Origin of the sequence: Longimicrobium sp., from assembly GCA_036377595.1 — a bacterium.
GTDB lineage: Bacteria > Gemmatimonadota > Gemmatimonadetes > Longimicrobiales > Longimicrobiaceae > Longimicrobium.
This window is the reverse complement of record DASUYB010000169.1, coordinates 22,122-42,760: the sequence shown is the minus strand read 5'-3', so window position 1 is coordinate 42,760 and position 20,639 is coordinate 22,122. Positions and strand designations below refer to the sequence as shown.

Sequence of the window (20,639 nt, the reverse complement as noted above, 5' to 3'; positions counted from 1 at the left end):
GGCGTGGTGAAGCCCATCTTGTCGGTGCGGTGGATCACCGAGCGCGGCAGCGTGCCCCCGGCCAGCCGGCGGAGGACGGGCTTCAGGTCGCCGTTCCCCAGCATCGCGCGCGGGTCGAGCTTCTGCACATGGCGCACGAGGCGCTGGTGCAGGAACGACGGTCGGCTCTCCAGCGAGTGGCGGCCGCACATCTTGTCGTCGATGTTCAGCAGCCCGCTCAGGAAGTAGCGCCGGTCGAAGCGCAGCATCGCCGCCAGGTCGTCACCTTCCAGCCGGCACTCGTCGAACGCGGCGCGGAAGGTCTGCTCCACCACGGGCTGGTAGAAGCGGTAGAGCGCCACGTCGCCCTTGCTGTGCGTGGCCTCGAAGCGGTCGGCCGCGGTGGGAAGCTGGCGCACGCGGTTGAAGAGCGCGCGGTAGCTGTCCTGGAAGCAGTCGCCCAGCACCAGCTGGTAGCGCACGTAGCCGGCGAACAACTCGTCGCCCCCCGTCCCCGTCAGAATCACCTTGTAGCGGCGCTTCACCTGGGCCAGCAGGTCGTCCAGCGGCAGGATCACCGAGCCGATGGTCAGCTCGTCGAAGTCGCCGACGATGTCGGCCAGCCGCTGCACCAGGTTGAAGTCCTCCTCCTGCGCGTTCACCGTGAACAGCCGCGTGGCCGACCCGTCCACCACCTGCTGGGCGAAGAAGGTCTCGTTGCACTCGGGGTCGGAGAAGTTGCAGTGGTACGCGATCTCCGGCTGCGCCAGGCGGGTGATCAGCGACGAGTCGATCCCGCCCGAGCAGAAGGTGGTGAACGAGGTGTCGGAGATGGTGGAGTCGAGCACGCACTCGGCCAGCAGCGCGCGCGTCTCCTCCAGCCACGCATCGGTCAGCGCGTGCAGCTCGCCTTCCGTGGGCGCCAGGATGTCCTCGTAGCGCCGGCTGGTCACCTGGCGGGTGGCCAGGTCGATCTCCACCCAGTGCCCGGGGAGGACCTTCTTGATCCCCCTGAGGAAGGTCTTGTCGCCGAAGGTGAACTGGTAGCGGCAGTACTCGCTGAGCGCCTCCCAGTCCAGGTCGCGCGGCACGTCGGCCGCCTCGAGCACGGTGCGCAGCAGCGACGACGCGCACACGGTGTCGCGCGACACGTGGTAGTACATCGGCTTGATGCCGAACTGGTCGCGCACCAGGGTCAGCGTGCGCCTGCGCTTGTCGTACACCACGAAGGCCCAGAAGCCGGCCAGCGCGGTGAGCACCGCCGGGCCCCAGTGGCTCCACGCCTGCAGCAGCACCTCGGCGTCGTTGGCGCCGCTGCAGCGCACGCCCTCGGCCTCCAGGCGGCGGCGGATCTCCTGGAAGTTGTAGATCTCGCCGTTGTAGACCAGCACGTGCGTGTCGTTCTCCATCGGCTCGGTGCCCCGCTCGTCGAGGCCGATGATGGATAGGCGCGCGTGCCCCATCTGCACGTCGGGGTTCACCCAGAACCCGATCTCGTCGGGCCCGCGCTTGCGCAGCGAGCGCAGGCTACGGTGGTGGAAGGGGCGCTCGACGCCGCTGGTGACCAGGATCCCGCACACGGTTCAGGCTCGTCGGGTTGAGTTCAGGGCCGCGCTCAGGCGGCGAAGGCCAGCGCCGCGCCGTCGCGGAAGGCCACGGGGTCGCGACCCAGCAGCGCGCGCAGCGTGGCGGGGTCGCCCAGGCAGTGGCGCATGTCGCCGGGGCGGAAGCCGCCCACCACGCGGGGCGTCACGGTCGACTCCACCGCCTCGGCGATGTACGTGCACGCCTCGGTGAGCGTGGTGCCCACGCCCGAGCAGACGTTGACCACCGGCGGCGCGTCGGCGCCGTTCAGCAGCGCCAGCACCGCGTCGACGATGTCGCCCACGTACACCCAGTCGCGGATCTGCCGGCCGTCCTCGAACAGCGAGGGCGCGTGGCCGTCGCGGATCCACCCCGCCAGCTTGGCGATGATGGTGGCCTCGCCGTCGTCCAGCCGCAGCCGCGTGCCGTAGACGGAGGAGAAGCGCAGCGTGGTCACCGGCGCCGTGTCGAAGCCGCGGAAGGCCAGCTCCTGCATGTACTTCGACGCGCCGTACCACTCCAGCGGGCTGGGCGGCGTGTCCTCGGTCACCGGCAGCACCTCGGTCTCGCCGCCGCAGCGGGCGCACAGCACCTCGAAGCGCCCCGCCTCCAGGTCGGCCACGTTGCGCTCCGCGTTGCGGTGCGCGCCGCAGTTCCGGCACCGGTAGCCGTAGTTGGAGCCGTAGACGCTGAACGATCCGGCCAGGACCACGCGCCGCAGCCCCTCCCACCCCTTCATCGCCTCCACCAGCCGGGCCGTGCCCCCCGCGTTGGCGGTCAGCACGTTCTCCGTCTCCTTGGCCGCGCGGCCCACGCCGCCCAGGGCCGCCAGGTGGACCACCGCGTCGACGCCGTCGAAGCGCGCGTCGGGCTGCCAGTGGCGCAGGTCGGCGAAGCAGTAGTCGACGTCGCCGCGCAGGTACCCCGGAGGCGCGTGGTGCACCCCCGGGTCCAGCGAGTCGATCACGATCACCTCGTCACCCCGCCCCGCCAGCGCGTCCACCACGTGCGAGCCGATGAACCCGGCCCCGCCCGTCACCACTACCTTCATCGCGCGGCCCCCGCGGTCTCCAGGACCTCGCCCGTGGGAGAGACGATCTCGGCGATGCGCTCGCGGTTCTCGCGGAACCAGGCCACCGTCTTCTCCAGCCCCTCGCGCAGCCGCACCTGCGGATCGAGCCCCAGCAGGTCGCGCGCCTTGCCGTTGTCGGCTTGGCGGCGGAGCGAGTGGTCCCACGCGCGGCGCGGGTGATACTGGATCTCCGAGTCCGACCCGGTCAGCTCGAGCACGGCCTGGGCCATGTCGATCACCCGCGTCTGCACGCCGGTGCCCAGGTTCACCGCCTCGCCGTGCGCCGCGGGCGTCACCGCGCAGCGCACCAGCCCGTCCACCAGGTCGTCGACGAAGATGAAGTCGCGCGTCTCCTCGCCCGTCCCGGTGATCGGCAGCGGCTCGCCGTTCATCGCCCGCCACACGAAGTTGGGGATGACGTTGCGGTAGCGGCCGGGGACCTCGCCGGGGCCGTAGGAGTTGAAGAAGCGGCAGCGAACCGAGGAGACCCGGGTGAGGAAGTAGTTGCAGTAGAACTCCCCCAGCGCCTTGGTGATCTGGTACGGCGTGTCGAGGTGCAGCGACACGGGCATGTCCTCGCGGATGGGGGCGTCGATCCCGTGCCCGGCGATGGAGCACCCGGCCGACGCGTAGACCACGCGGCGCGCGCCCGCGTCGGCCGCCCAGCGCAGCACGTTCAGCGTTCCCAGCCCGTTGGTGTGGAGATCCTCGTCGGGATGGTCCACGCTGTTCTGGTTGGCGAAGAAAGCCGCGAGATGGAAGACATGCGGCGTCTCGACGCCCAGCTCCATCTCGGGGAGATCGACGACGTCGTCGACCACCAGGCGGACGCGCGGATCGTCGGGAAGGAGCCAGGGATAGCCGGAGGAAAGGTCGTCGACCACGACCACCGTGCGCGCGCCGTCGTCCAGCAGGCGGCGCACCAGGCGCGAGCCGATCGCGCCCGCGCCGCCGGTGACCACCACGTCCCCAAAGTCCTGCTGCATCGTGCTCCTCGTATCGTCAGAAAGGCCCCCGCGGGGGAAGCCCGATAGTGTAAACCGTTGCGTGAACCCCACGCAAGTGAAGATCACGCCGGATTTTCGCCTGGACGGGTGGCCAAGGGCGCCGGCGGAGCGCCGCCGCAGACCTCGCGCACCAGCGCCACCAGCCGCTCGGCGGCCGCCTCGGTGGCGAAGCGCGCCCGCGCGGTGCGGTGCCCCTCCGCGCCCATCCGTCGCCGCTCCGCGGGGTCGCTGGCGAGGCGGGAGATCGCCTCCGCCAGCGCCTTCGCGTCCTCCACCGGAACGAGCAGGCCGTTCTTCCCCGGCTCGATCACGTCCGCCACGCTTCCCACCGGCGTGGTGACGACGGGAAGGCCGGCCGCCATCGCCTCCACCACCACGTTGGGGAAGCCCTCGAAGTGGCTGGGGAGGACGAACACGTCGGCGGCCGCAAAGGCGTCCAGCTTCTCCCGCCCGGTGATCCATCCCGCGAAGCGCACGCGGTCCGCGATCCCCAGCTCTTCCGCGCGCCGCTCCGCCTCGGCGCGCGCGGTCCCGTCGCCCGCGATCACCAGCCGCACCCCCGGCGCCGAAGCGGCGAGGGAGGCGACGGTGTCGAGGAGCTCGAACACCCCCTTGGTGCGCTCGACGTGGCCGACGAAGAGGAGGCTCACCTCGCCCGCGGCGGCGGCGCGGCGACCGCGATCCTCCGCCAGCGCCAGCAGCCCGGGCGAGGCGACCCAGTTCTCCACGATCGGCAGCCGCTCGCCGGGGAGCGCGAACGTCTCCGCGAAGTAGCGCTGCCAGGTGGCGCCCTGGCACAGGAGCATCCGCGGCGCGCCCACCAGGCGCCGCGCGAGCGCCCGGAACAGCCGCGAGCGCCGGTACTGCCCCATGAACCCGCCGTCGCGCATCGACAGGATCGACGGCACGCCGCGCAGCCGCGCGTAGGCCGCGTACGCCGCCTTCTCGGCGAAGCTGGCGCCCGCCGAGCAGAAGAGGAGCACGGCGTCGGGGCGCGACCGCTCGAGCGACGCCACGAACCGAACCGAGCGGGCCAGCCCGTAGCCGATGCGCGCCAGCAGCGGCGGCGCGGGCACGGTGCGGGCGCTGGAGTCGAGGGTGAGCACCTCGAGCTCGCGGGCGAACGCCGAGCCCATCAGCCCTGCGCACGCGGTGACGTTGCCGCCGAACACGTGCCGTTCCGGCGGCGGGAACGAGCCCACGAACAGGATGCGCGCGCGCGCGCGGCGGCGGCTCATCCGCCCGCCAGGCCGGCCGGGGTCCGCTCGCGCGGCGCGCGCGCGGGCGCCGCCAGGTACTCCTGCTGCCAGAGCGCCAGGTGCAGGATCTTCCAGAGGAGGAAGCCGTGGTCGCGCGCGCCGGAGCGGTGCTCGGCCACGCGGCGGGCCAGCGCGCGGGGCTCGAACAGCCCGGCGCGCTGCACCGCGGGGTCGCCCAGCACCTCGTCGAAGAACGGCGCCAGCGAGGTGCGCAGCCAGTGGCCGAAGGGCACGCCGAAGCCGGTCTTGGGCGCGTCGAGCACGAAGTCGGGAACCACGCCCCGCAGCGCCTGGCGCAGGATCCACTTCTTGGCCCCGCGCCGCACCTTCAGCCGCGCGGGAAGCCCCATCGCGTACTCCGCCAGCTCCGCGTCGAGGAAGGGGACGCGCACCTCCACCCCGTGCGCCATGGTCGACTTGTCGACCTTCTCCAGGAACTGGCAGGGGAGAAGGACCTGGGTGTCGGTATACAGCATCCGCTGCACCGGATCGAGCCCGGCGAAACGCGCGTCGGCCGCGCGGTAGGCGGCGAACGGGTCGGTTCCCTGCAGCCGCGCCCGCCACGCGGGCGACAGCAGCGCGGTGAGGTCCGACCCGGGATCCTCGGCCGTGAGGAGGAGCGCCATCCGCAGGGCGTCGTCGCGCTCGCCGGCCGCCAGGGCAAAGCGGCGCGCCCGCGCGGCCCGCGCCGCGAGCGAGGGCGGCGCCAGGCGCGAGAGCGCCACGGCCGCGGGCCCCAGCGCGCGCCATGCCGCGCCCGCCGAGAGCACCGCGTAGCGGCGGTAGCCGGCGAAGATCTCGTCGCCGCCGTCGCCCTGCAGCACCACCTTCACCTCGCTGCGCACGCGCTGCGCCAGCAGGTACAGCGGGAGGTTGGCCGCGTCGGCGAAGGGCTCGTCGTGGCTGCGCACCAGCGCGCGGATCACCTCCGGCAGGTCGCCGCCGGCCAGGTGCAGCTCGTGGTGCTCGGTCCCGAAGCGCTTCGCGACCGACCTCGCCCGCGGCAGCTCGTCCACCCCGCCCGCGAAGTCGAATCCCACCGAGTACGTCGCCAGCCGGCCCGCGTGGCGGCTGGCCAGCGCGGTGATGGCCGACGAGTCGATCCCCCCGCTCAGGAACACGCCCACGGGCACGTCGGCGATCAGGTGGCGGCGAACCGAGGCGTCCAGCAGCTCCAGCACCCGCGCGGCCGCATCCCCGGCGGAGTCGGCCACGGGGGCGATCTCCTCCGGCCGCCAGTAGGCTTCGATGCGAATCCCCCGCTCCCCGATCTCCATCCAGTGGCCGGGGAGGAGCCGCCGCACGCCGGCGTACAGGGTGCGCTCGCCCAGCGCGTTGCCGTACCACAGGTACTCGTGCAGCGCCTGGGGGTCGACGTCGGGGGAGACCATCCCCCCCGCGATCAGCGACTTGACCTCCGACGCGAAGGCGACCGCCGTTCCCCGCCGCGCGTAGTAGAGCGGCTTGATGCCGAAGCGGTCGCGCGCCAGGACGACGCGGCGCGTCCGGCCGTCGTACAGCGCCAGCGCGAACATCCCGTTCAGCCGCGAGAAGGCCGCGGGGCCCCACGCCAGCCAGGCCTGCAGCACCACCTCGGTGTCGGTCCGGCTGCGGAAGCGCGCACCCAGCGCCTCCAGCTCGCGGCGCAGTTCGGGGAAGTTGTAGACCTCGCCGTTGTACGCCATCACCGCCGTGCCGTCGCCGCTCCTCATCGGCTGGTGGCCGGCGGAGGAGAGGTCGATGATGCTGAGCCGCGCCTGCCCCAGCCCCACACCGCCCTCGCACCACGTCCCCTCGTCGTCGGGCCCGCGGTGGGCGAGGGAGCGCGTCATGGCGCCCAGCGCCGCCGCGTCGCAGACGGCGCCGGGGGTGAGGTCGACGGTCCCGCAGATCCCGCACATCAGAGCTCGGTCGGTTCGGGGTGCAGCAGGGCCGCCGGCGAACGGACCGGCGCGGGCGCGGCCAGGTGGCGCGGCCGGCGCAGCAGGAGCACCAGGGTGAACCCGAGGTAGACGAGGAGCGCCGTGGCCGCCGCGCCCATCAGCCCGTAGCGGGGGATCAGCAGCCACCCGCCACCCAGGCTCACGCCGAGGACCGCCAGCTGCCCCACCGTGCCGGCGAAGGGATCGCCCCGCCCCATCAGGTCGTGCAGCCGCAACAGGCCGATGGCGTGCACCCCCGCGGCCAGCAGGAGCGCGGCCAGGGCGGGCGCGCCCGCGGCGTACGCCGGCCCGAACACCGTCCCCAGCAGCCAGCGCCCCGCGAAAAGCGCCACCAGGGCGGCGATGGCCGCGACCCCGGCCACGATGCCGTACGCGAGCTGCTGGTCGGCCGCCGAATGCGAGCGCGACGCGGCACGCGCCAGCACCACCTGCCCCAGCGCGTTGGGGAGGTAAAGGAAGAGCTCGGCCACCGCCAGCAGCACCCCGTAGACTCCCACGTCGGTGGGCGAGAGGTAGAGGGCGATCAGGTACAGCCCCGCCCGCAGGTTCAGCGCGCGCGCCAGCGTGCCGGGGATGGTGCGCGCGCCGTAGGCCAGCTGCTCGCGCAGCACCCCCCGGTCCCACCCCACGCGCGCCACGGCGCCCGCGTCGGGGCCCAGCAAAACGGCAACGGCCACCAGCAGGGACGCGCCCCAGGCGGCCAGCACCGCGCCGTAGCCGACCGCGGTGGCCAGGAGCGCGCCAGCGAGCCACACGGCCGCCGTGGCCAGGTTGGCCGCCATCAGCCGCGCATAGCGGTGCGTGCCCAGCGCGTACGCCTGCAGCATCAGCTGCAGCGACATCAGCGCGGTGCACGCGGCGAGCAACCCCACCCGCGTCGCGAGCCCCGGCCCCTCGCCCGCCGCCTGCGGGAAGAGGGCGACGAACCCCAGCACCCAGAGAGGCGACACGAGCACGGCGGCGGCGAACACGCCCAGGGAGTTGCGCGCCACGGCCGGCGCGTGGGCGGGGTTCCGCCCCGCCACGTAGCTGTTCGCGTAGTCCAGCCCCAGCGCGAAGATCGCCGCGCCGAACGCCATCCCCGCGATGGCCAGCGAGAAGCCGCCCTGCACCGCCGGCCCCAGGCGCCGCGCCAGCAGCCAGAGCGCAGCGGCCTTGGCGGCGCCCAGCAGCAGCGTGCCCGCCAGCACCACGGCGCCGTGCCGCAGCACCGCGTAGCGCGGCGCGCCGGCCGGGCCTGTCGAGTCGGCCACGGCGCTCACAGCCCCCTCGCGCCCATGCGCACCAGCAGCTTGGCCACCAGCGCCACCAGCAGCATGGGCATCAGCGTCAGCAGGAGATAGCTCTTCACGAAGCTGGTCATGTCGAGCCGGAAGAAGATCACCAGCCAGGGCACCACCAGCGCGTAGCTCACCCCCACCCAGGGGGGAAGCGCGTCGTACAGCTCGAACTTGCGCTCCACCACGGCCACCGCGCCGCCGATCAGCAGGAAGACCAGCACCACCCCCGCGTAGCCGAAGTTCAGGTACGCCTCGGCCACGGGCGAGAACGCGAACCCGCCGCCGCTCTCGAAGTACGACGGGTAGAAGGTGGCCGAGTACCACTCGCTGGGGGCAAGGGGGCGCCCGGGCCAGAGCACCAGGGGCACCATGTTGGCCGCCACCATCAGGTAGGTGGAGCCCAGCCGGTACTCCACGCGCGAGGGGATGAACTCCACGATCTCGGAGACGGTGCCCAGCGGCGAGCCGAACTCGTTGTTGGCGGGATTGTACACGGCCACGGGCACCTCGCGGAGCCGCGCCAGCGAGCCGCCGCCGCGCACCAGCGACAGCACGATCCCTCCCCCCATCAGCGCCACGACGATCACCGCGAAGGTGAGGGTCCGCACGCGTCGCCCCGAGACGTGGCGCACCACCAGGAAGGCCATCGCCGCCTGCACCAGCGAGCCCCGCATCTCCAGGATCCCCGTCCACAGCACGAGCAGCGCCAGCGTGACCACCATCCCCACGCTCAGCAGGGTGCGGCCGCGGCGCACGTCGTCGGCGTACAGGATCACGCCGCCGATGGTGAGCATCGACAGCCCGCTCGTCAGCGGGCCCAGCCCCCGCAGCAGCACGTAGCGGCCGCCGTAGGTGCTCTGCAGCAGCGTGCCCAGGCCGATGACCGCCACCACCAGGTACAGCAGCAGCCCGCCGCCCATGAAGATCAGCCCCCACGCCACCAGCTTGGCGGCGGTCGGCTGCCAGGTGCTGAAGAAGCGGGAGAAGGGCTTCACCGGGGGCGCGTGCGACCGCACCAGCGCGTACCCCGTCCACGCGGCCAGCATCGCCCAGCCGCAGATCCACGCGGCGCGGGTCAGCGCGTAGGGGCGGATCTCGCGATCCTGGAGCAGCACGCCGCCCACCAGCAGCGTGAAGGCCATGGGCGCCATGTACATCAGCCCGCTTCCCATGAACACCGTGAACGGCGCCAGCAGGCCCAGCTGGCTGCGCCGCACGTGCAGCACCACGGCGGCCGCGATTCCGCCCGCCGCCAGCACCGAGCACAGCAGCCTCAGGTCGGGCACGGCGCCACAGGCCAGGCACGCCAGCGTCCACAGGTAGGCGAAGCCGCGCAGCGCGGCATACCGCCCCAGCCGGCCGGAGCGGACGGGGGCGGCCGCCGGGGCGGCGGGCACGGGGGCAAGGGCCAGGGTGGTCACTGCGCGGCGCGGGTCAGACGGCGGCCGGCCGGCGGCGGAGGGCGTCGTCGGCATACCAGCGGAGCGTCTCGGCCAGCCCCTCGGCCACCCGCCAGCGCGGCTGGTAGCCCAGCTCGCGCGCGGCGCGGCCGATGTCGGCCAGCGAGTGGCGGATGTCGGCCGCGCGGAAGTCCAGGTAGCGCGGCCCGGCCTCGGCCACCTCGGGGCGGATGGCGGCCAGCCCGTCGCGGATCAGCCGGAAGAGCTCGTTCAGCGTGGTCCGCTCTCCGCAGGCCACGTTGTACACCGCGTGCTCGCGGGCGGTCTCCGGCGTGGTCGCGGCCAGCAGGTTGGCCTGCAGCACGTTGTCGACGTAGCAGAAGTCGCGGCTGGTCTCGCCGTCGCCGAACAGCTCGCAGGGCTCGCCGGCCAGCAGCCGCCCCACCCAGCGGGGGATCACCGCCGCGTAGGCGCCCTCGGGGTCCTGCCGCCGGCCGAACACGTTGAAGTAGCGCAGCCCCACGCAGTCCATCCCGTAGGCGCGGCGGAACACTCCCGCGTACGCCTCGTCCGTGGCCTTGGTCACCGCGTAGGGCGACAGCGGCTCTCCGGTCACCTCCTCGCGCTTGGGGAGCGCCGGGTGGTCGCCGTACACCGAGCTCGAGCTGGCGTAGACGAAGCGGCGGACGCCGGCGTCGCGCGCGGCGGCCAGCATGTTCACGAACCCGTTGACGTTCACGTCGTGCGTGCGCAGCGGGTCCTTCAGCGACCGGGGGACGGAGCCCAGCGCGGCCTGGTGCAGCACGTAATCCACCCCGCGGCAGGCGGCGCGGCAGGCGTCGAGGTCGCGGATGTCGTCCTCCACGAAGCGCAGCCGCGCCGCGGCCTCGGGGCCCACCCGCTCCGCCACGTCCTCCAGGTTCTCGCGCCGCCCGGTGGAGAAGTCGTCGATCGCGACGACCTCCTGTCCGAGGGAGAGGAGGAGCTCGGTGAGGTTCGAGCCGATGAACCCCGCCGCGCCGGTCACCAGCCAGGCGGCCGGGCGGCGGCGCAGCTCGTCGAGGCAGCGCTCGTACGCGCTCATCGCGCCACCCCCGCCGTCAACACCTCGGTGGACGTCGATCGCCCGGTCGGGGACGCGCCCCGCCGCTCCAGCTCGGCGACGATGCGCTCGGCCGCCTTCCCGTCCCACCCGTCCGGACGCGGCACGCGGGGCGAGCGGCCGCGGGCCAGCGCGTCCGCGAACGCGCGGTAGACGCCGGCCGGGGTCAGCGGCCAGGGCGCCAGGCGGTTCGTTCCCTCGGTCACCGTGATCGGCCGCTCCGTCTGCTCGCGCAGCGTGACGCAGGGGACGCCCAGCGCGGTGGTCTCCTCCTGCACCCCGCCGGAATCCGTGAGCACCACGGCGGCGCCGTCGACCAGCGACACCATCTCCCGGTACGAGAGCGGCTCCTCCACGCGCAGCGCCTCCAGCAGGTCGCCCAGCCCGAACTCCTCCGCCCGCGCGCGCGTGCGCGGGTGCACGGGGAAGACCACCGGCATCTCCGCGGCCACGCGGCGCAGCGCCCGCAGCACCGCGCCGAGCGCCGCGGGCTCGTCCACGTTCGATGGGCGATGGAGGGTGGCCACGGCGTAGCGCCCGCGCTCGAGCCCCATCCGCGCGGCCACGTCGAGCTCGCGGGCGGCGGGAAGCTGGGCGAAGAGGGCGTCGATCATCACGTTGCCCACGAACGCCACGCGCGCGGGGTCGATCCCCTCGGCCTGCAGGTTGGGGTGCGCGTCGCGGCTGGGGGTGAGCAGGAGGTCGGAGAGGCGGTCGGTGAGCACCCGGTTGACCTCCTCGGGCATCCGCCAGTCGCCGCTGCGCAGCCCCGCCTCGACGTGGGCGATGCGGCACCCCAGCTCGTGGCGGAGCTTGGAGGCGACGAGCGCGCAGGCGAGGGTGGAGTTCACGTCGCCGACCACCACCAGCCAGTCGGGGCGCTCCTCCAGCAGCACCGGCTCGAACGCCTCCATCACCCGCGCGGTCTGCTGCGCGTGGCTTCCCGACCCCGCGCCCAGGTGGTGGTCGGGCTCGGAGAGCCCCAGGTCGGCGAAGAAGGCGTCGGACATGCGCGCGTCGTAGTGCTGGCCGGTGTGCACCAGAACCACGGCGTGCCCCGCGCGGCGCAGCGCCTCGACCACGGGCGCCACCTTCATGAAGTTGGGGCGCGCGCCCGCCACCACCATCACCCGCATGGCCACCCTGCTGCTTGCGTCCATGCTCAACGGGCGGCCGCCACCAGGTCGGGCGCGTCGGCCCGGCGCACGGTGCCGGAGATGCCGATCACCCGCGCGCGGCCGCCCGTGGCGCGCATGGCGCCGCGGGTGTCGACCACCAGGGTGGCCAGCTCGGCCACGCGCTCCCAGTCGGTGGTGCTGTGGTCGGTCACCACGACGACCACGTCGGCGGTGCGCAGCGCCGCGTCGGTTAGCTCCACGCTGCGCAGCGGCAGCCCGGCGATGGCGGTGTGGCCGTCGTCGCGGATCTCGGGGCAGAACGGGTCGTGGTACGACACGCTGGCGCCCTTCTCCTGCAGCAGCCGGATGATCTCCAGAGCCGGGCTCTCGCGCAGGTCGTCGATGTCGCGCTTGTAGGCCACGCCCAGCATCAGCACGCGGCTTCCCTTCACCGCCTTGCACTCCAGGTTCAGCGCGTCGGCCACCTTCTCCACCACGAACGCCGGCATCCCCGCGTTGATCTCGCTGGCCAGCTCGATCATCCGCGTCTTGAAGGCCAGCGTGCGCATCTTCCACGACAGGTAGTGCGGGTCCAGCGGGATGCAGTGGCCGCCCAGCCCGGGGCCGGGGGTGAACTTCATGAAGCCGAAGGGCTTGGTGTCGGCGGCCTCGATCACCCCCCACACGTCCACGCCCAGCTTCTCGCACACCTGCGCCAGCTCGTTGGCCAGGGCGATGTTGATCATGCGGAAGGTGTTCTCGTACACCTTCACCAGCTCGGCCGCCTCGGCGCTCTCCACCGGCACCAGCGTGTCGAACACGCGCCCGTACACCGCCGTCCCCGCCTCCAGGCACCCCGGGGTGACGCCGCCGATGACCTTGGGGGTGTTGCGCGTGTGCCAGACGGGGTTGCCGGGGTCCACCCGCTCGGGGCTGAAGCAGAGGAAGAAGTCCTCGCCCACCGCGAGCCCCGACTCGGCCAGGATGGGAAGCACGACCTCGCGGGTGGTGCCGGGATAGGTGGTGCTCTCGAGCACCACCAGCTGCCCCGGCCGCAGCGCGTGCATCACCGCGTGCGCGGCCGAGACCACGGCGGAAAGGTCGGGGTCCTTGACCTTGTTGAGCGGGGTGGGCACGCAGATGCACACCGCGTCGCACTCGGCCAGCCGCGACAGGTCGGCGCTGGCGGACAGGAGCCCCTCGCCCACGAAGGCGCTGACCAGCTCGCCGGGGACGTCCTGCACGTGGCTTTCGCCGCGGTTCACCCCCTCCACCACCCGCTCGCTGACGTCGAAGCCCAGCGTGCGATATCCGCTCTTGGCCATCTCCACGGCCAGCGGAAGGCCCACGTACCCGAGCCCCACCACCCCCACCACCGCCGAACGGTCCTCGAGGCGGGCGCGCAGTTGCTCACCGGCCGCGACGGAATTGCTCATCTTCTGCTCTGCATGACGTATTGGAAGGGCGGCCCGCCCGCCGGATGGCGCGCGGGCCCTGAACCGGCCTTGATGTTAACCCGGACACCGCGTTGTGGCAACACGACATGCCCCGCATTCGCGGCGTTTCCGCACCGTGGTCGCACGGTGACCGGGCCGCCGCCGGACGAGGCCGCGCGCGGCCGGCCCCTCTCCGCTTTTCCGGAAAACGCCCGGAAGGAGGCGTCTCCTTCGGTCGTAAACATCTGGGGATCGCCCGTCCCGCGAAAGGCCCCTCGCGCCGCCGGCCGACGCTCAGCGCACCCGGGCGGCCCGCGCGCCGCGCTCGCGCAGCGGCGCCACGCACTCGGGCACCAGCTCGCAGACGGCGCCCACCACGTCGTCGGGGCTGCCGATCTGCACCGCGGCGGCCAGGCGGTCGAGCCCTTGGGTCAGCACCTCGGGCGCGGGGTCGTCGGTGCGCACGATGCGCACCTTGGCGATGTCCGTGGCCGTGGTCTCCTCGCGCCCGCCCACCAGCTCCTCGTGCAGCTTCTCGCCCGGCCGCAGCCCGGTGAACTGGATCTGCACGTCGCGGTGCGGCTCGAGCCCCGAGAGGCGGATCAGGTTCTCGGCCAGGTCCACGATCTTCACCGGCTCGCCCATGTCCAGCAGGCAGATGCGCCCGCGCGCCTCGGGAAGCGCCCCGGCCTGCAGCACCAGCTGCACGGCCTCGGGGATGGTCATGAAGTAGCGGGTGACGTCGGGGTGCGTCACGGTCAGCGGCCCGCCCGCGGCCAGCTGCCGGCGGAAGAGGGGGACCACGCTGCCGTCGGAGCCCAGCACGTTGCCGAAGCGCACCGCGCGGAAGTCGGTGGACGACTGCCGCAGCTCTGGCCACCCCAGCACGATCAGCTCGGCCACGCGCTTGGTGGCGCCCATCACGCTCGAGGGATACACCGCCTTGTCGGTGGAGATCAGCACGAACTTCCTGGCCCCGGCGCGCGCCGACGCCTGGGCCACCAGGAGGGTGCCCAGGACGTTGTTGCGCGCGGCCTCCACCGGGTGCGCCTCCATCAGCGGCACGTGCTTGTACGCGGCCGCGTGGAACACGCAGTGGGGCCGGTGCTCGCGCATCACCTGCTCGACCCGCGCGGCGTCGGTCACGTCGCCCACCACGGCGGTGACCTCGAGCCCCGGGTGGTTGCGCAGCAGCTCCAGGTGGATGAAGTACAGCGCGCTCTCGGCCTGGTCCAGCAGCACCAGCCGGCGCGGGTTCAGCCCCGCCACCTGGCGCGCCAGCTCCGAGCCGATCGACCCGGCGCCGCCGGTGACCAGCACCACGCGGTCCTCGATGTCGCGGCGCGGGCCCTCCAGCCCCAGATCCACCTCGTCGCGCCCCAGCAGGTCCTCGATCTCCACCGCGCGCAACTGGCCCATGCGCGCGCGGCCGTCCAGCAACTCGCGCATGGAGGGAACGATCTTGAACTCGATCCCCGTCTCCAGGCAGTCGTCCACGATGCGGCGGATCTCCTGCCCGCTGGCCGAGGGGATGGCGATCACCAGCAGCTCCACCTGCTCCTTGTCGGCCAGCCGCCCCAGCTCCGCCGTGGTCCCCTGCACCGCGACGCCGTGGATGCGCATCCCCTGCTTGGCGGGGTCGTCGTCCACCAGCGCCACGGGGTAGAGGTCGGCGGCGTCGCTGCGCTGGCACTCGCGGATCAGCCGCTCGGCGGCGGCGCCGGCGCCCACGATCAGCGCGCGCTTCCCCGGCGGCGGGCGCCAGCGCCACTCGCGCACCCCGCGCGCGGCGAAGCGCACGCCGCCCAGCAGCAGCACGGCCATGATCCAGTCCAGCGCCAGCACCGCGCGGGGGAGCCCCTCGGCGCGCTGGGTGAGGAAGAGGAGGAGAAGGAAGAGCCCCGAGCTGAGCGTGACCGCCTTGATCAGCGCCAGCAGGTCGCGCATCCCCACGTGCCGCCAGAAGCCGTGGTACAGCCCGAACACGGCCAGGCAGGCCACGCGCAGCCCCGCCACGATCCACACCGTCTGCCAGAAGTACTGCGTCTGCTCGGCGGGCGGCACCAGGTCGAAGCGCAGCGCGAACGCCGCGTAGTAGCCCAGGGGCACCAGCGCCAGGTGCAGCGCGACGATCACGGGACGGCGGAACCGGACCAGCAGCGTCGGGGGGAGCATCAGCGTTCGTTCGGGGTTGTCCGCGGGCGGGCCGCACGGCGCGCGTCCGCGCCGTCACTGTGCAGGATGCGAATATTGGGCCGGTGGCGGGGCGGTGTCCACCCCGCGCACGCTGACGAGCGGAACGGGCCCACCGTCACCGGGCCCTCCGGGCGCGCGCCAGCTGCCGTGCCCAGTACGAGATCACCAGGTCGGCGCCGGCGCGGCGGATCGACGTCAGCGCCTCCTCGTGCGCGCGCGGGCCGTCGATCCACCCCAGCCGGGCGGCGGCCTCGATCATCGCGTACTCGCCCGAGACGTGGTAGGCGCACACGGGCCATCCCGTCTCGTCCTTCACCCGGCGGATGATGTCGAGGTAGGCCAGCGCGGGCTTCACCATCACCATGTCGGCGCCCTCGGCGATGTCCAGCCGCACCTCGCGCAGCGCCTCGTCCGCGTTCGCCGGGTCCATCTGCGCGGTGCGCCGGTCGCCGAACTCGGGGGCGCTCTCCGCCGCCTCGCGGAAGGGGCCGTAGAAGGCGCTGGCGTACTTGGCGGCGTAGGAGAGGATCGCCGTCCGCCCCAGCCCCGCCTCGTCGAGCGCGGCACGGATCGCGCCCACCCGCCCGTCCATCATGTCGCTGGGGGCCACCACGTCCGCGCCCGCGGCGGCGTGCGTCACCGCCGTCCGCGCGAGGAGGGGAACGGTGGCGTCGTTGTCCACGTCGCCGTCCACGATCACCCCGCAGTGGCCGTGGCTGGTATACTCGCAGAGGCAGACGTCGGTCATCACCACCAGCCCGGGCATCTCGCGTTTCACCGCGCGTACGGCGGACTGCACGATCCCGTCGTCCTCGTACGCGCCGCTCCCGCGCTCGTCCTTCTGCGCGGGGATGCCGAACAGGATCACCCCGCCGATGCCCAGCGACAGCGCCTCCTCCGCGTCCTTCAGCAGCTCGTCCACCGAGGTCTGCTCCACCCCCGGCATCGAGCCGATGGGCTTGCGCACCCCGCTCCCCGGGACGGCGAAGAGGGGGAGGATCAGGTCCGACGGAGACACGGTGGTCTCGCGCACCAGCGCGCGCAGCGGCTCGCTGCGGCGCAGGCGGCGGGGACGGTAGGCGGGATACTTCGGCAGATCGCTCACGGTGATACGCTGTGTCTCGATTCAGAACAGCCAGGCGAACGTGGCGCGCAGCGACTGCTCGCGCCACCCGTCGCCGTCTTCCAGCGTCCACCCGGCGCGCAGCTCCGCGCGCGGGAAGATGCGCAGCGCCGTGTCGAGCCGGCCGCCGGTGCTGCGCCCGGTGCGCTGCGGGGTGAACAGGTTCCCCGCGCCGAAGCGGGGGGACTGCAGGGAGTGGTCGCTGCGGTCGGCGATCCACGCGCGCCCCTCCATCCGCAACCGCGCGTCGAGCAGGTCGGCCTGGGCGTAGGCCGCGTACTCGGCGCCCTCGCCGCCGAGGGGATGCCCCAGTGGACGATCACGCACCGCCCAGTTCCCCGGGAAGGTGCTGTTGACGTACCAGGCGCCGTGCCCGCAGCACGCGGCCTTGAAGTACGTGTACTCCACCCCCAGCGCGGCCTGCGGGGCGCCGGGGAGGATGGGGAGGAAGAGGCCGATCACCCGCGCCGGCGTCTCGTCCAGCGCGCCCGCGGCGTCGTCCGCTCCCCACTCGATGTACGCGGTCGCGGGGAGGACGCGGTCGGTGGGAAGGCGCCAGCGCGCGTCCACCGAGATCACCTGGTTCTCGAAGCGGCTGCGGATCACCCCCAGCACCATCTTCGCCAGATTCGAGACGGTGATGGGGTCGTCCTCGCCGCCGAAGATGGCGCCGCGGTTGGCGCCGAAGGTGAGCCGCGGGTGCGGCTGGAAGGCGGCGCGCATCCCCCACAGGTTGGGCCCGGTGGGATGCCGCGCGTCGTCGTTCACCGGCCCCGCGAAGGTCTGCAGCGTTACCGGCCCCACGTGCCGCAGGAAGCCGGGGAGGCGGAACGGCCGCGTGGTCCGCAGCTCCACGCGCGGGAGCGGGTCGGGGTCGGCGTACACGAGCCCCCCCGTGCGCCCCCAGCCGTAGCCGACGGGCGCGCGGCCCACGGAGAGCTGGAAGGCGCCGGCGCCCACCGCCACGTCCCACTGCCGCAGCACCGCCTCGCCGCCGCGCCACGCGCCCTCGGCACTGGCGCTGGCGTTGGGGATCGCCACCCCGCCGAGGAGGCTCGCGCGCCCGTCGGAGACGTCCGGGAGCGGCCGCGGGTCCTGGCGGATGGAGAGGAAACCGATGGCGGGCGTGATCCGTCCCGTCCAGCGGTCGTATCCCACTGCGGCCTCGCCGCCCAGGAGCGTGACGCCGCCGCGGGTGCGGCCGGGGCCCGCGTACTCGGGGAACTCCTCCACGAAGCGCACCATCCACCCCTCGGCCAGGTCCTGCAGCGCCGGTGTCCCGGCGTTCGCCTGCGCCTCGAACAGCGCGCGGGCCACCTCGGCGCGGGGAACGGCGCGCTGCGCGGGAAGGAAGCGGGTGAGCCCCAGCGCCTCGGCCCGCCACGCCGCGCGCACCGCCCAGTGGTCCTCGGGCAGCAGCGGCGAGGCGTGGAAGCGGGTCTCCGGCACCCCGCCGCACTCCACGTCGCCGGGATTCGCCGGCGCCGCGGGGATCGCGACCCGCGCGGAGTCGACCGCGACGACGGTGTCGGTGAGGTAGGGAATCGTGTCCGTTGAGACGGCGATGGTATCTACGGAGACCGCGATCGTGTCCGTGGAGACGGCCGTGGTGTCCTGCGCCGCGGCACGCACGGAGACGCACACCGCGACGATCGCCATCATCCCCCCGCTCCACCGCCTCATCCGGCGCTCTCCGCGTAGAAGCCCCGGATGGCCTCCACCAGCCCCGGGATGGTGTAGTCCCGTGCCTCCACGTCCACGCGCATCCCCAGCTCGCGCACGGTCTTCGAGGTCACCGGGCCGATGGACGCCACCCGCGCCGCGCCGACCTCCGCGCCCACGAGATCGGCGAAGTTGCGCACGGTGGAGCTGGCGGTGAAGGTCACCAGGTCGATCTCCCCCGCCTCCAGCCGCCGCCGCACCTCGTCCGCGCCGGCGCCGTCCTGCACCGTGCGGTACGCCGTCACCTCGACGACCTCGGCGCCGCGCGCGCGCAGCCCGTCGGGAAGGACGGAGCGCGCGATCTCCGCGCGCGGGAGGAGGATGCGCTTCCCCTCGACGCCTTCCGCCGCGAGCGCCTCGACGGCCGCCTCGGCGACGAACTCGTCGGGGACCAGGTCCGCGCGGACGCCGTGGCGTGCCACCTCCTCGGCCGTGGCCGGGCCGATGGCGCAGACGCGGACGCCGGCCAGCGCGCGCGCGTCGCGCCCCGTCTCCTCCAGCACGGCGAAGAAGCGCTCCACGCCGTTGACGGAGGTGAAGACGAGCCAGTCGAAGGTCGCGACGCCTTCCGCCGCCTCGCGCAGCGGCGCGGGATCGTCGGGCGGGGTGATGCGGATCACCGGCAGCTGCACTACCTCCGCGCCCAGCTCCTCCAGCGCGGTAGCGAAGGTGCTGGCCTGCGCGCGCGCGCGTGTGACCACGATGCGGCGCCCCGAGAGCGGCCGCCGGTCGAACCACGCGAGATCTTCACGCAGGGAGACCACGTCGCCCACGATCACGACCGACGGCGCGCCGAGGTTGGCCGCGCGGACGATCTCCGGCAGCGTGGCCAGCGTACCCGTTACCGTGCGCTGCCGCGGATACGTTCCCCACTCCACCGCGGCCGCGGGGGTGTCGGCGGAGCGGCCGGCGGCGACGAGGTGGGCGAAGTTCTCCTCCATCCGTCCGACGCTCATGTAGAACACGAGCGTTCCCGTCCCCTTCGCCAGGAACTCCCAGTCGACCTCCGTCTCCGCCTTCGTGGGATCCTCGTGACCGGTGATGAGGGTGACGCTCGTCGACAGCCCGCGGTGGGTGACGGGAATCCCCGCGTACGCCGGCCCGGCCACGCCCGCGGTGACGCCGGGGACGACCTCGAACGGAATCCCCGCGCGCGCCAGCTCCAGCGCCTCCTCGCCGCCGCGCCCGAAGACGAACGGGTCGCCGCCCTTCAGCCGCACCACCGTCTCGTGCTTCCGCGCGAGATCGACCAGGAGCGCGCTGATCTCCTCCTGGGAGAGAATGTTCTTCTTCCCCCCGCGCTTACCGGCGAAGATCCGCTCCGCCTTCACCGCGCGGTCCACGATCTCGGAAGAAGCGAGCGCGTCGTAGACCAGGACGTCGGCGCGCTCCAGCAGCTCGGCGGCGCGGACGGTGAGGAGGCCGGGGTCGCCGGGGCCGGCGCCCACGAGGTAGACGGTGCCCGTCACGCCGCCTCCGCGTGCGCGGCCAGGGCGCGCTCCTCGTGCGCCAGCAGGTCCGCCAGCGTGCGCCGCAGGGGGATCTCCGGCGCCCACCCCAGCGCCCGCAGCGCGTCCGCGCTCCCGCAGAGGAGGGGGACGTCGACGGGGCGCACGCGGGCGGGATCGATCTCCAACCGCGCGCCGGTGCCGCTGATCTCCACCAGCTCCTGCACCAGCTCCACCATCGACCGGGCCACGCCGGACGCCACGTTGTACGCCCGCCCCGGCTCGCCGCGCTCGATCAGCAGGCGGTAGGCGCGGACCACGTCGCGCACGTCCAGGTAGTCGCGGCGCGCCTGCAGGTTGCCCACGCGCAGCACCGGCTCGGCCGCCCCCGCGTGGATCATCGCCAGCTGGTGCGCGAATGCGGAGAGGGCGAAGCGGTGGTCCTGTCCCGGGCCGGTGTGGCTGAAGGAGCGGGTGATGACGGCCTGAACGCCGCGTCCGCGCGCCGCCTCGGCCACCGCCATCTCCGCCGCCGCCTTCGACGCCGCGTAGGGATTGGTGGGATGGAGGGGACGGGATTCCGGGATCGGCTGCTCGCCCTCGGGAACGACGCCGTAGACCTCGGCCGAGCTGATGAAGAGCATCCGCGCGCCCTCGGGGAGCGCCTGGAGGAGCCGCAGCGTTCCGGTCGCGTTCACCTCCCACGTGGCCAGCGGGTCCGCGAACGAGTCGGCGACGGAGGCCTGGGCCGCGAGGTGGAAGACGCGCTCCGGCCGCGCCTCGTCCATCGCCGCCGCGATCGAGTCGGCGGCGGTGAGCTCCATCGGCAGCCAGCGCACGGCGGAGAGCGACGGCGGCGGCGCGTGGCCGGCCTGCAGCGTGCCCCACACCTCGCAGCCGTCGTCGAGGAGCGCGCGCGCCAGGTGGCACCCCGCGAACCCCGCGGCCCCCGTCACCAGGACGCGCACGG

General features: G+C 73.5%; 15 protein-coding genes. All 15 read right to left on the bottom strand.

Annotation, left to right across the window (positions count from 1 at the left end):
- Window positions 1-1,559, bottom strand: a 1,559-nt coding sequence (asnB, locus tag VF092_28420; GenBank protein ID HEX6751249.1) for an asparagine synthase (glutamine-hydrolyzing), incomplete at its 3' end; no start/stop codon positions are given.
- A 35-nt stretch (window positions 1,560-1,594) separates the two neighbouring features.
- The gene (locus VF092_28415; GenBank protein HEX6751248.1) at window positions 1,595-2,614 is read right to left on the bottom strand and encodes an NAD-dependent epimerase/dehydratase family protein; all 1,020 of its coding nucleotides are present in this window, start codon (window positions 2,612-2,614) and stop codon (window positions 1,595-1,597) included.
- Entirely contained in the window at window positions 2,611-3,621 is a 1,011-nt protein-coding gene (locus tag VF092_28410) for an NAD-dependent epimerase/dehydratase family protein (GenBank protein HEX6751247.1), read from the bottom strand. The genes VF092_28415 and VF092_28410 overlap by 4 nt, the downstream gene beginning before the upstream one ends.
- An 83-nt stretch (window positions 3,622-3,704) precedes the next feature.
- Window positions 3,705-4,880: a glycosyltransferase family 4 protein gene (locus tag VF092_28405; GenBank protein HEX6751246.1), complete on the bottom strand. Its 1,176-nt coding sequence runs from the start codon at window positions 4,878-4,880 to the stop codon at window positions 3,705-3,707.
- A complete protein-coding gene (gene asnB, locus VF092_28400) occupies window positions 4,877-6,802 on the bottom strand; it encodes an asparagine synthase (glutamine-hydrolyzing) (GenBank protein ID HEX6751245.1) in 1,926 nt (641 codons plus the stop codon). Before asnB (VF092_28400) ends, VF092_28405 begins: the two co-directional genes overlap by 4 nt.
- Window positions 6,802-8,097, bottom strand: coding sequence for an oligosaccharide flippase family protein (locus VF092_28395; GenBank protein ID HEX6751244.1), 1,296 nt, complete (start codon window positions 8,095-8,097; stop codon window positions 6,802-6,804). Before VF092_28395 ends, asnB (VF092_28400) begins: the two co-directional genes overlap by 1 nt.
- Window positions 8,098-8,102: 5 nt before the next feature.
- Window positions 8,103-9,545, bottom strand: coding sequence for an O-antigen polysaccharide polymerase Wzy (wzy, locus tag VF092_28390; protein ID HEX6751243.1), 1,443 nt, complete (start codon window positions 9,543-9,545; stop codon window positions 8,103-8,105).
- A 13-nt stretch (window positions 9,546-9,558) separates the two neighbouring features.
- Window positions 9,559-10,608, bottom strand: coding sequence for an SDR family oxidoreductase (locus VF092_28385; protein HEX6751242.1), 1,050 nt, complete (start codon window positions 10,606-10,608; stop codon window positions 9,559-9,561).
- Window positions 10,605-11,786 carry a UDP-N-acetylglucosamine 2-epimerase (non-hydrolyzing) gene (gene wecB, locus VF092_28380; GenBank protein ID HEX6751241.1) on the bottom strand — a complete coding sequence of 394 codons (1,182 nt, stop codon included), beginning with the start codon at window positions 11,784-11,786 and terminating at the stop codon, window positions 10,605-10,607. The genes VF092_28385 and wecB overlap by 4 nt, the downstream gene beginning before the upstream one ends.
- 2 nt (window positions 11,787-11,788) lie before the next feature.
- The gene (locus tag VF092_28375; protein ID HEX6751240.1) at window positions 11,789-13,180 is read right to left on the bottom strand and encodes a nucleotide sugar dehydrogenase; all 1,392 of its coding nucleotides are present in this window, start codon (window positions 13,178-13,180) and stop codon (window positions 11,789-11,791) included.
- Window positions 13,181-13,474: 294 nt separating this feature from the next.
- Entirely contained in the window at window positions 13,475-15,355 is a 1,881-nt protein-coding gene (locus VF092_28370) for a nucleoside-diphosphate sugar epimerase/dehydratase (protein ID HEX6751239.1), read from the bottom strand.
- Between the two features lie 136 nt (window positions 15,356-15,491).
- A complete protein-coding gene (hemB, locus tag VF092_28365; GenBank protein ID HEX6751238.1) occupies window positions 15,492-16,481 on the bottom strand; it encodes a porphobilinogen synthase in 990 nt (329 codons plus the stop codon).
- Window positions 16,482-16,502: 21 nt separating this feature from the next.
- A complete protein-coding gene (locus VF092_28360) occupies window positions 16,503-18,182 on the bottom strand; it encodes a capsule assembly Wzi family protein (GenBank protein ID HEX6751237.1) in 1,680 nt (559 codons plus the stop codon).
- Window positions 18,179-19,690, bottom strand: coding sequence for a uroporphyrinogen-III C-methyltransferase (cobA, locus tag VF092_28355; protein ID HEX6751236.1), 1,512 nt, complete (start codon window positions 19,688-19,690; stop codon window positions 18,179-18,181). Before cobA ends, VF092_28360 begins: the two co-directional genes overlap by 4 nt.
- A complete protein-coding gene (locus VF092_28350; protein ID HEX6751235.1) occupies window positions 19,687-20,637 on the bottom strand; it encodes a GDP-mannose 4,6-dehydratase in 951 nt (316 codons plus the stop codon). Before VF092_28350 ends, cobA begins: the two co-directional genes overlap by 4 nt.
- Window positions 20,638-20,639 lie beyond the last annotated feature (2 nt).